Genomic DNA, 12,427 nt, shown 5'->3' on the forward strand with positions numbered 1-12,427 from the left:
CAAAGTAATCGGGTAACTTTTCTTTCCCCGGAATGTTCTGGCCACTACTCAATCAGCACAAAAGCCGCCCAGTAATATGGCCGGTATTTTTTCTTCATATCCATTTGTGCCTTATGCAGAGCTTCCCTCGATGAGTTTCCTGCCAGGTAGTATTGATAAAATGTTGTCATCAGTTCTGCAGTTTCTTTATCGGGTACTTTCCATAAACTAAGTAATAAGCTTTTTACTCCCGCTAGTTTGAAGGCCCTTTGCAAACCAAATACACCTTCTGTTCCTTTTATATCTCCCAAGGCGGTTTCACATGCACTTAAAACCACCAGGTCAGTATTACGTAAATTCAGTTGTGAAATTTCATAAGCTGTAACTATTCCGTCTTCTCTTCCTTCGATTGATGCCTGGCCACTCCACACACGATTGGCTCCCGATAAAACTATTCCACTTCGCATCATTGGATCATCTGATATTTTAAATGTATTGGTATTTAAAACTTCAAAGCCTTCTTTCCTTTTTTGCTCCGGATCTGGTAAAAAGAATCCATGTGTGGCAAGGTGTAAAATGGTTGGTGAATTACCGCTCAGGTTTTTAAATTGTTCTTCGGTCGCCTTTTGTTGCATAAAGCTAGTCGTATCTATTTTATTCTTTGCAAACAGATTTTTTATCTGGTTAATTTCTGTCGCTGTTCCTTCCAGTTGTCGCCAGCTTCCTTTGTTTTCATCCCGGCTTATACCTGATGAATAAATATTACTGACTCCGTTTTTTGCCGGAATATTTTTTACAATTGATACACTATCCATGGTAAAAGCACAATCGCCAAACAGGGTAATGGATTGGGATCTGGTTTTTGTTTTTTCTTCCTCAACAGCCAGTTGCCGGGTGCTGATATATTGATTCATTTCATATTTGTCGATCAATAACTGACCGTCTGGTGTAGGTAGTGCCTGGAAAGCCACCCTGTTCAATAATCCGGATGGTGAATAGCTGATTTTTGTAATCCCTTTCAGATAGGGAAGAAGCGGTTTCCAGATGAGGGCATACAAACTATCTCCTAAAAAAACTTCAGTTGAAGTTTCATCTAATGGCTCGCTTCGGTAAAGAGCTTTAATACTACCAGATGAAGAGCTTGAATTGATGAAGTATTTGGTAAATTGTTTTTCTTCGCAAAGAGGAACAAAAACAGGTACTGAATCGTTCTTACGCAGAATATAGGCAGCATAGATTGTACTGTCGGTCCATTTTTTATTATACAGCCGGAAGCTGACGAATTCTATTGCTATTTCGTCTTCCCCTAAATTCTTCTGCACATCTTTTAAGGAAACACGTGTGGCCTTTTGCTGATTCAGAAATTCAGCAGATTTGCGGCTAAGTTCTTTTTCCAGGTTCTCTGTACTTGTTTCTATTTGTTTTAAATCCGTCCTTCTCTCGGCAATTGGAAGCGAATACTGTTTTGCTAAAATATTTTTATTCGTTTGCCAGTTCTTCAATATTCGTTTTACAGTCGTATCTGCATTTTGCATTATTGAAGTCATTACATTTTTTGTATCTGCAAGAATCATGGATTTAAAAAAAAGTTGCTGGTTCAGATTATTACTGATTATGTACGGGAACTCTTTTTCGGCGTTATATAAAAAACTATTATTTTTTTCAAGCAATGTAATTTTTTGAATGAGGTAATTCTCTTTTTCTTTTTCAGAAAGTATGGTAAAATTGTTCAGCATATTTTGTACTACTATCCCGCTTTCCCGGAGAAGCAGGGGCCCGGCTTTCTCATACTGGCCAATATCCATATAGAAAACGATCAGGTTATTGAGGATTCGTGCAAAGTCAGGATGAGCCTCCCCTGATACTTTTGCCCATATCGCTTTTGCCTGCATATACAGGGATTCGGTTTTATTATAGGCCCCCATGTTTTGATATAATAATCCAAGGTTACTTAAGCTATTTGCAAAGTCAGGATGAGTTTCTCCAAATATCTTTTTATAAATTTCTAATGCCTGTAAATAAAATTGTTCGGCTTTTTCATATTGGCCAGCGTTTCTGTATAATTCGGCAAGGTTATTAATACTCATGGCGTAATCCGGATGATTTGTCCCAAGTACTTTCTTTTTGATCTCTATTGCCTGGATCAACAAAGACTCGGCTTTTGTATATTGACCCATTCCTAAATATAATTCTGCCAGGTTACTCAGACTGTTTGCAAATTCAGGATGAGTTTCTCCAAATATCTTTTTATAAATTTCTAATGCCTGCAAATAAAATTGTTCTGCTTTTGTATATTGACCCATTGCCCTGTAGAATACTGCCAGGTTATTAAAACTCCTTGCGTAGTCAGGGTGAGCTTCTCCTAATGCTTTTTTCTGAATTTCCAGTGCCTGTAAATAAAGGGGTTCAGCTTTTTCATAAAGTGCCATGGATTGATATAATGTAGCAAGATTATTCAGGTATAGAGCATAATCCGGGTGAGCAACTCCTAATATTCTTCTTATCTCTATTGCCTGGTTATATAATAATTCTGCTTTTTTGTATTGACCCACGGCCCGGTATAAGTTCGCCAGGTTATTAATGCATTTAGCATAAGTCGGATGGTTTTTGCCCAATAGTTTTTCTGAGATTTCTTTTGCCTGAATATTCAGTGCTTCAGCTTTTTCATATTGACCCATGGCCTGGTATAATACTGACAGGTTGTTCAAACTAAGTAAATAATTCGGATGATTTTCTCCTGATATTCTTTTCCAGATATCTCTTGCCTGTATATAAAAAAGTTCTGACTTTTCATACTGGCCCCTGGCCTGGTATAATGCTGCAAGATTATTAATACAATAGGCATAGCTCTCATTGTTTTCCCCCAATACTTTTTTCCAGATCTCTTTTGCCTCGATATACAGCAGTTCGGCCTTTTCAAATTTCCCCATAGCCTGATAAAACGTAGCCAAACTGTTTAAGCAATTAGCATAGTCACGATGATTCTCTCCCAACGAATTTTTCAGGTTTTCTCTTACCTGGATATAGAGGGGCTCAGCTTTTTCAAATTGTCCCATTGCCTGATATAATAAAGCCAGGCTATTAAGGCTCATAAGATAATCAGGATGATTTTCTCCCAAAATATTCTTCCTGATTTTTATTGCTTGTATAAGCAGGGGTTCGGCTTTTTCAAATTGCCCCATACTATAATATAATACTGCCAGGCTATTAAGACTAAGGGCATAGTCAGGATGATTTTCTCTCAGTGTCTTTTTTATGATTTCAAATGAATGTATATAAAGTGGCTCGGCTTTGTCGAATTTTCCCATAGCCTGATATAATTCTGCCAGGTTATTAAGGCTGGTAGCATAGTCAGGATGATTCTCTCCTGAAATTTTTTTCCAAATTTCAGTTAGTTGTATAAAAATGGGTTCGGCTTTTTCATATTTACTCATTGCCTGGTATAATACTGCCAGATTATTAAGGCTGGTAGCATAATCTGGATCATTTTCTCCGGAAGTTTTTTTCCAAATTTCAGTTGCTTCAATACAAAGTGGTTCAGCTTTTTCAAATTGCCGTGTTAGGTGATAAAGGGCAGCAAGCTTATTAAGACTCTTTGCATAATCTGGGTTATTTTCTCCCGAAATTTTTTTCCTGATTTCTTTTACCTGTATATAAAGAAGTTCGGCTTTAGCATATTGGCCCATTGTATTGTATAGCTCTGCAAGGTTGTCTAAGCATGTTATATAATCCTCGCTATTTTCTCCACCCGATTTTTTAAATATTTCCTTTGCCAGGATATACAGCGGTTCTGCTTTAGCATATTTTCCTGTCGCATAATATAACACCGCCAGGCTGTTGAGGCTGTTTGCATAATCAGGATGTGATTCTCCTAAAATTTTTTTCCTGATTTCTTTTACCTGTATATAAAGCGGTTCGGCTTTAGCATACTGGCCTATCGTTTTGTACAGCTCTGCAAGGTTGTCTAAGCATGTTATATAATCTTTGCTATTTTCTCCACCCGATTTTTTAAATATTTCTTTTGCCAGAATATACAGCGGTTCGGCTTTAGCATATTTTCCTGTCGCATAATATAACACCGCCAGGCTGTTGAGGCTGTTTGCATAATCAGGATGTGATTCTCCTAAAGTTTTTTTCCTGATTTCTTTTACCTGGAAATATAGTGGTTCGGCTTTAGCATATTTTCCTATGGCTTCATACAACTCAGCAAGATTGTTCAGGCAGGTAGCGTAATCCGGGTGATTAATGCCTAATTCTTTTTTTGCAGCGCTTACAGCTCTTTCTCCAATACTTATTCCTTTTTCAAATTCTCCTGAATTATAATAATGAATAAGACTGTCGTTTAACTCATTCCATTTTTGTGCAGATGCCAAGAGGGAGATCAGTAATATAGAACTTAGCAGTATAAAGTATTTCATAATGCAAATGATGGCTGATAATTAATAAAAATAATCTAACCGAAGCAGTTAATAATAAATAAGGCCCCATATTCTTGTTTTAAAAAATTTTATTCAATCAGCACAAAAGCCGCCCAGTAATATGGCCGGTATTTTTTCTTCATATCCATTTGTGCTTTGTGCAGAGCTTCCCTCAATGAGTTTCCCGCCAGGTAGTATTGATAAAATGTTGTCATCAGTTCTGCAGTTTCTTTATCGGGTACTTTCCATAAACTAAGTAATAAGCTTTTTACTCCCGCTAGTTTGAAGGCCCTTTGCAAACCAAATACACCTTCTGTTCCTTTTATATCTCCCAGTGCGGTTTCACATGCACTTAATACCACAAGTTCTGTATTATGCAAATCCAGTTGTGATATTTCATATGCTGTAACTATTCCGTCTTCTCTTCCTTCGATCGGCGCCTGGCCACTCCATACACGGTTAGCTCCCGATAAAACTATTCCACTTCGCATCATTGGATCATCTGATAATTTAAATGTATTGGTATTTAAAACTTCAAAGCCTTCTTTCCTTTTTTGCTCCGGATCTGGTAAAAAGAATCCATGTGTGGCAAGGTGTAAAATGGTTGGTGAATTACCGCTCAGGTTTTTAAATTGTTCTTCAGTCGCCTTTTGTTGCATAAAGCTGGCCGTATCTATTTTATTCTTTGCAAACAGGTTTTTTATCTGGTTGATTTCTGTCGCTGTTCCTTCCAGTTGTCGCCAGCTTCCTTTGTTTTCATCCCGGCTTATACCTGATGAATAAATATTACTGACCCCGCTTTTTGGCGGAATGTTCTTTACAATTGATATACTATCCATGGTAAAAGCGCAATCGCCAAACAGGGTAATGAATTGGGACCTGGTTTTTGTTTTTTCTTCCTCTACAGCCAGTTGCCGGGTACTGATATATTGATTCATTTCATATTTGTCGATCAATAACTGACCGTCTGGTGTTGGTAGTGCCTGGAAAGCCACCCTGTTCAATAATCCGGATGGTGAGTAGCTGATCTTTGTGATCCCGTTCAGATACGGAAGTAGCGGTTTCCAGATGAGAGCATACAAACTATCACCTAAAAAAACTTCAGTTGAAGTTTCATCTATCGGCTCGCTTCGGTAAAGAGATTTAATACCAGATGAAGATCTTGAATTGGTGAAGTATTTGTTGAATTGTTTTTCTTCGCAAAGAGGTACAAAACTGGGAACCGAATCGTTTTTACGCAGAATATAGGCAGCGTAGATTGTACTGTCGGTCCAGCCTTTAGTGTACAATCGAAAATCCACAAACTCGATTGCGGCTCCATCTTTCTCCAACTTTTTTTGAACATCTTCGATTTTTATTTGCAGGTTTTGTTGCTGCTGACGAAATTCGGTTGATCTCCTTGTGAGTTCTTTCTCTAGGTTTTCTGTTTGTTCTTCGATTTGTTGTAAATCAGATCTCCGCTTAGTGATAGGTATTGCATATTGCTGAGATAAAGTTGATTTTTTTAATTGCCATTGATTGTAAAGATATTGAACTGTTGAGTCGCGATTATTCCTGATCGACTCTATTACTTTTTTAGAATTAGACAGTGCAAGAGACTTAAGAACAAGTTGCAGGTTGTAATTTTCTTTAACGAAATCATTACCGGCTTTTTGATATGAATACAAAAAACTGTTTTGTTGATAGAAAACATAGGCTTTAAATTCCAGGTAATTATTCTTTTCTTTTTCGGAGAGGACATTGAAAACCTCCAGCAAATTTTTGGTCTCATTTTTTTTAACATCTGAAAGCATTGGTTCGGCCTTTTTATATTCACCCCTCTCCTGATAAAATATTGCAAGGTTGTTGAGTCTGTCAGCATAGGCGGGATTGTTTATTCCCAATACTTTTTTCACTATTCCCAATGCTTCTATATAAAGGGGTTCAACTTTTTCATATTTACCCATCGCTTTATATAAAAAAGCCAATTTGTTCAGGCCAATGGCATAATCAGGATCATTTACTCCCAGCACTATTTTTTTTATTCTGATTGCTTCTATTTGAAGTGGTTCAGCTTTCTCAAATTCACCCATCTCTTTATACAAAGATGCCAGGTTGTCTATGGCTGCAGCATAGTTAGCATTGTTCTCTCCCAAAGTTTGCTTTAGTAAAATTATTAATTGCTGGTATAAAGTATCAGCTGTCGCATATTGATGCGCCATTTGATACATATGTGCGAGGTGATTTATGCTACTGATGTATTCAATACTATTTTCTTTTTCCCATATTTCCATTGCATCAAGATAAAGCCGTCCAGCCTTCACATATTGACCCAATTTTTCGTATAGCTCACCGAGATTGTTGAGGATTTTGGCATAAGCGGGACTATTTTCACCTAATACTTTTTTCCCTGTCTCTTTTATTTCCAGAAATAAAGATTCTGCTTTCCCATATTGACCCATTTGGGCGTACATCGAGGCTAGAATTGTAAGGCAACGCACATAATCCCGACTGTTTATTCCTTCTTTTGTTTTTATTATTTCTATTGCTTCTATATATAAAAGCTCGGCCTTTTCATATTGAAATATCATATCGTATTGAGAAGCTAAAACAAAAATACTGGTAGCATAATTGAGATGGTTGGTTCCAAATTCTTTTTTTGCTATCAATACAGCTTGTTCACCAAACAGTATTCCTTTTTGAAAATCCTGATTAGCAATATAAAAGAAAGTGCTGTCGTTTAACTCCTTCCAGGTTTGTGAAAAGGAAATAATATATAAAATAAAAGCCACCCCTAAAAGCAATCCTTTTTTCATAAATGTTTTCTGAAGTTGCGACATCGTAAGATATCCGATTAAGCAGAAAACACAAAACACATTTAGATTAGGCTACAAATGAATAAGCATAATTAATAACAAAGCCATCCAGGAGTATTTCAGGATGGCTTATATAAACTTTCCGTAGCGAATAGTATATTTCAGAAATCGTGTGGTATCGGATGACGTTACACCATAAAAGCTAAACCTCAAAATAATTAAAACTCGGCGCTTCCCGGTGTTCTTGGAAATGCTATTACATCCCGAATATTACCCATGCCGGTTACAAACTGTACCATTCTTTCAAAACCTAATCCAAATCCGGCATGCGGTACCGTACCGAATCGTCTTGTATCAAGATACCACCACATTTCTTCGGTGGGGATATGCATTTCTTTCATCCGTTTTTCGAGCCTGTCTAAACGCTCTTCTCTTTGCGAACCTCCAACGATTTCTCCAATCCCCGGCGCAAGAATATCCATGGCTGCTACAGTTTGTCTTCCAGCTGCATCAACATCATTCTGACGCATATAAAATGCTTTGATAGCTGCAGGGTAATTATAAAGAATAACAGGTTTCTTAAAATGTTTTTCTACAAGATATCTTTCATGTTCACTTTGCAGATCCATTCCCCATCCTGTTACAGGGTATTGAAATTTCTTTTTCTTATTGTGATTACTTTCGTTCAGAATTTCAACTGCATCGGTATAAGTCAACCTTTCGAAGTTATTATTCAAAACAAATTCAAGCTTGTCGATCAATCCCATTTCACTTCGTTTATCCTGTGGCAATTGTTTTTCTTCATCAGCTAACCTTTGTGAAAGAAATTCCAGGTCCTCACGATTATTCTCCATCGCATATTTAATAATATACTTAATGAATTCTTCAGCGAGGTTCATGTTATCTTCTAAATCATAGAAAGCCATTTCGGGTTCTATCATCCAGAACTCAGCGAGATGTCTTGCAGTATTGCTATTCTCAGCACGGAAGGTGGGGCCGAATGTATAAATTTCACCAAATGCTGTTGCGCCGAGTTCACCTTCGAGTTGTCCGCTTACAGTAAGATTGGTTGATCGTCCAAAAAAATCTTCTTTGAAATTAACACTGCCGTCCTCATTGCGTGGTGGATCATCAAATGGCAATGTTGTTACCCGGAACATTTCACCTGCTCCTTCTGCATCACTTGCTGTTACGATAGGTGTGTGCATGTACACAAAGCCTTTATCGTTATAAAATTTATGTACAGCAAATGCCAATGAATGACGTACACGAAACACAGAGCCGAATGTGTTAGTACGGAAACGCAGGTGTGCAATCTCTCTTAAAAATTCGAGTGAATGTTTTTTAGGTTGCAATGGATATTTTTCCGCATCACTATCACCCAATATTTCAATAGCTGTTGCTTTCAAATCCATTTTCTGCCCTTTGCCAAGTGAAGCAACTACCGAACCTGTAATTTTTAATGAAGCAGATGTAGTGATGCGTTTCAATAATTCCTCATCAAATTTCCCCAGTTCAACAACCACCTGCAGGTTATTATTGGTAGAGCCGTCGTTCAGTGCTATAAACTGGTTATTGCGAAAGGTGCGAACCCATCCCATTACCGTTACTTCCTGTTCCTGAGGCTCCTGTGCCAGCAGGTCTTTGATCTTGATACGTTTGTTGAACATGCCTTTTTGTTTGAGAGCGGCAAAGGTATGATTCATCAGGGAACTATTGTTGAACGTCGTCCTTCGAGAACCTCAGGATAAACTTGCCACTATTGCTCAATCATGGTTATTCCGCCCGCCCGATAATCACAAAACACCTGAAATTTTTGATTTTGCCATTTTCGCCGTATACTTGCATCGGATTCCGGCTTGACAGGTTCCGTTTTAATCTCGCAATACAGTCCATTCAGCCAGTTCCAGTCAAATAATTTCAAACTCAATTTTCAGATTTTTTAAGACAGGTGAATTAGGTTTCGTGAAACTTCAAGTTATTTTATATGTATGATATCCTGCAACTGAACGATATGCTCGTTCCCGAATTGCTCGACATTGCCGAGGAATTGAAAATCCCCAATGCCAAAAAACTTTCGAAACAAGATCTAGTATATAAGATCCTGGACAGCCAGGCTATTGCCAACTCCAAAGGCGGCAATAATAACGATGATGCATTAAAAGGAAAACGTAAACGAATTATAAAAACAAGTACCGGTATCACTACCGAGGAAGCGATCGTGGAAGACAGTTCTGCACCGCCGATAACCGGTGATTTAAAAATGCCAGCTAAAAAAATATCCGCTATTATGCCAGTAAAAAAATCTGAAAAGCCCGTCGTTGTGAAAAAGAGCCGTAAGAAAAGTGAGGACGCCGAAGTAAATGAACCTGTAATTGAAACCCCATCTGCCGAGGAAGAAGTATCAATAAACCAGGAGGAACCACAGGCCGCAGAAACAACTGCCCAGAATTCAGAGCAAATGCAAGGCCAGGGAAATACTCAAGGTGGCCCGGCAAAATTTTACCCTCCCCGCCGTGAGCAAAACTTTAATGTAGAATTTGATGGTGTGATACTAAGTGAAGGTGTTTTGGAAATGATGCCAGATGGCTATGGTTTCCTCCGTTCATCGGATTATAATTATTTATCATCACCTGATGATGTGTATGTATCTCCATCACAAATAAAATTATTTGGATTAAAAACCGGTGATACCGTTTATGGTGCGGTACGTCCTCCAAAAGAAGGCGAAAAATATTTTGCACTCTTGAAAGTTGATACGATCAATGGTAAAGGACCTGAAGAAGTTCGTGACCGTGTACCGTTTGATTACCTGACACCACTTTTCCCTTTTGAAAAATTAAACCTTTTCACAACTCCATCTGATTATTCAACAAGAATAATGGATCTGTTTACACCAATTGGTAAAGGACAGCGTGGATTAATAGTAGCTCAACCGAAAACCGGTAAAACGATGTTGTTGAAAGCCGTGGCTAATGCTATTGCTGAAAACCATCCTGAATGTTACTTGATGGTCGTACTCGTAGATGAGAGACCGGAAGAGGTAACCGATATGGAAAGAAGTGTGAAAGCAGAAGTAATTGCATCCACTTTTGATGAGCCGGCAGAGAAACACGTAAAGGTTTCTACTATTGCTTTGCAAAAAGCAAAACGATTGGTAGAGTGTGGTCATGATGTGGTGATACTCCTTGACTCAATAACAAGATTAGCCCGTGCCCATAATACTGTTGCACCTGCAAGTGGTAAAGTATTGTCTGGCGGTGTGGAAGCAAATGCAATGCAAAAACCAAAACAGTTTTTTGGTGCTGCAAGAAAAATAGAATACGGAGGTTCTTTAACTATCATTGCAACTGCGCTGGTTGATACCGGAAGTAAAATGGATGAGGTGATCTTTGAAGAATTTAAAGGAACCGGTAATATGGAATTGCAGCTTGACAGAAGATTGTCTAACAAACGTATTTATCCTGCTATTGATATTGTTGCTTCGTCTACTCGTCGTGATGACCTGTTGCTTGAAAGAGATGTGCTGCAGCGTATGAACCTACTGCGTGTATTCCTTGCAGACATGAATGCTGAAGAGGCAATGCGTGAACTGCAAAACAGGATGAAGGGAACCAAGAGCAATGAAGAGTTTTTGGCAAGTATGAATAAGTAATTAACCGATTAGCAGTCCCGATAGCTATCGGGATGCAAATGATATAACAGAAAGCTGCTGATCAATTCGGCAGCTTTTATTTTTGTTTAAGTAATTTTAAGTATAATAAAAGAGGAATAATAGCTATGATCCAGTTTGAAAAATTTGTTTTATCAAATGGCTTGAGGGTAATCGTTCACGAAGACAGTTCAACACCAATGGCGGTTGTAAATATTATGTATGATGTTGGCGCAAGAGATGAAGACCCGAACCGTACCGGTTTTGCGCATTTGTTTGAGCATTTAATGTTTGGTGGTTCTATCAATATTCCGGAATATGATGAGCCCTTGCAAATGGCCGGCGGAGAAAATAATGCCTATACAACAAGTGATCTTACCAACTACCACATACAAGTACCGGCCGAAAACCTGGAAACAGCTTTCTGGTTAGAGAGTGACAGGATGTTATCACTTGCGTTTAGTGAAAAAAGCCTTGATGTGCAACGAAAAGTTGTATGTGAAGAGTTTAAAGAGCGTTACCTGAATAAACCATATGGAGATGTATGGAAAACAATGCTGGATATTGCATACAAAACGCATCCGTACAGATGGATGACGATCGGCAAAGAGCTTTCACATATTGAAAACGCAAAGTTGGAAGATGTAAAGAATTTTTTCTTTAAACACTACCGGCCCGTTAATGCAATACTCGTAGTAGCCGGTAATGTAAAAACAGCACAGGTAAAACAGTTAGCTGAAAAATGGTTTGGAGAAATTCCGGCTGGAGAAAAATATATCCGCAACCTGCCCCAGGAAGAAGCACAAACTGCCGCAAGAAGATTGGAAGTTGTTGCAGATGTGCCGCTGCATGCTTTTTATAAATGCTGGCATATCTATCCACGGCTTGACAACAGGTATTATATCGCAGATCTGATAACTGATATTTTGAGTGGTGGCGGTTCGTCAAGATTATACCAATCACTGGTAAAGGAGAAAAAACTATTCAGCAATATAGAATGTCAACATACAGGAAGTATCGATGCAGGTCTTGCTGTAATAGAAGGAAAATTAGTGGCTAGTGTAAAAATAGAAGATGCAGAAAAAGCCGTAGAAGAAGAGTTGGAGAAAATGAGAAATGAAAAAGTAAGTGAAGCAGAATTGCAGAAAGTGAAGAATAAAACAGAAAGTATGATTGCCTTTGAAGATATGAGTGTAATGAACCGTGCTAATAGTCTTGCTTTTTACGAGTTGCTGGGCGATGCTTCCATGATGAATTCGGAGCTGGAAAAATATGCGGCTGTAACTTCAGATGACATTTTAACTGAATGCCGCAATATTTTCAGGGAAAGTAATAGTAATACACTGCATTATATGGCCAAGAATTAGTTTGATTCATATTTCAGATTTTTGGCGATTCCCGTTATATTTGCAGCCCCAACAAAGGAAATGAGGTGCGGTAGCTCAGTCGGTAGAGCAAAGGACTGAAAATCCTTGTGTCGGCGGTTCGATCCCGCCCCACACCACTTCCAAAAGCCCGGTCAATTTCGACAGGGCTTTAATTTTTTCCGTATCTCATCTCTTAAAAATCTCATTTCGTAACAT

General features: G+C 38.3%; 5 protein-coding genes and 1 tRNA gene. 3 read left to right on the forward strand and 3 right to left on the reverse strand.

The genetic code is table 11. The features are described from left to right. Positions 1-44: 44 nt before the first annotated feature. From E6H07_04765 to asnS, 3 genes are all read right to left on the reverse strand, one after another. Complete coding sequence (locus E6H07_04765; protein ID TMI65241.1) at positions 45-4,397, reverse strand: tetratricopeptide repeat protein; 4,353 nt, start codon at positions 4,395-4,397, stop codon at positions 45-47. 89 nt (positions 4,398-4,486) lie between these two features. Then, the gene (locus E6H07_04770; GenBank protein ID TMI65242.1) at positions 4,487-7,216 is read right to left on the reverse strand and encodes a CHAT domain-containing protein; all 2,730 of its coding nucleotides are present in this window, start codon (positions 7,214-7,216) and stop codon (positions 4,487-4,489) included. A gap of 194 nt (positions 7,217-7,410) precedes the next feature. Further along, the gene (gene asnS / locus E6H07_04775) at positions 7,411-8,862 is read right to left on the reverse strand and encodes an asparagine--tRNA ligase (GenBank protein ID TMI66462.1); all 1,452 of its coding nucleotides are present in this window, start codon (positions 8,860-8,862) and stop codon (positions 7,411-7,413) included. 317 nt (positions 8,863-9,179) lie between these two features. Between asnS and E6H07_04780 the strand changes: the two genes are divergently transcribed. From E6H07_04780 to E6H07_04790, 3 genes are all read left to right on the forward strand, one after another. After that, positions 9,180-10,847 (forward strand): transcription termination factor Rho, encoded by a 1,668-nt coding sequence (locus tag E6H07_04780; protein TMI65243.1) that lies wholly within the window; start codon positions 9,180-9,182, stop codon positions 10,845-10,847. 125 nt (positions 10,848-10,972) lie between these two features. Then, complete coding sequence (locus tag E6H07_04785) at positions 10,973-12,211, forward strand: insulinase family protein (protein ID TMI65244.1); 1,239 nt, start codon at positions 10,973-10,975, stop codon at positions 12,209-12,211. A 64-nt stretch (positions 12,212-12,275) separates the two neighbouring features. Further along, positions 12,276-12,348: transfer RNA gene (locus tag E6H07_04790), tRNA-Phe, on the forward strand. The last annotated feature ends 79 nt before the right edge of the window (positions 12,349-12,427 follow it).

The sequence above is a fragment of the Bacteroidota bacterium genome, assembly GCA_005882315.1.
Classification (GTDB): domain Bacteria; phylum Bacteroidota; class Bacteroidia; order Chitinophagales; family Chitinophagaceae; genus VBAR01.

Bases quoted from the DNA above. Each gene is read 5' to 3' on its own strand.
- E6H07_04780 (TMI65243.1), top strand. From the start codon at position 9,180: ATGTATGATATCCTGCAACTGAACGATATGCTCGTTCCCGAATTGCTC.
- E6H07_04765 (TMI65241.1), bottom strand. From the start codon at position 4,397: ATGAAATACTTTATACTGCTAAGTTCTATATTACTGATCTCCCTCTTG.
- E6H07_04770 (TMI65242.1), bottom strand. From the start codon at position 7,216: ATGTCGCAACTTCAGAAAACATTTATGAAAAAAGGATTGCTTTTAGGG.
- E6H07_04785 (TMI65244.1), top strand. From the start codon at position 10,973: ATGATCCAGTTTGAAAAATTTGTTTTATCAAATGGCTTGAGGGTAATC.
- asnS (TMI66462.1), bottom strand. From the start codon at position 8,862: ATGTTCAACAAACGTATCAAGATCAAAGACCTGCTGGCACAGGAGCCT.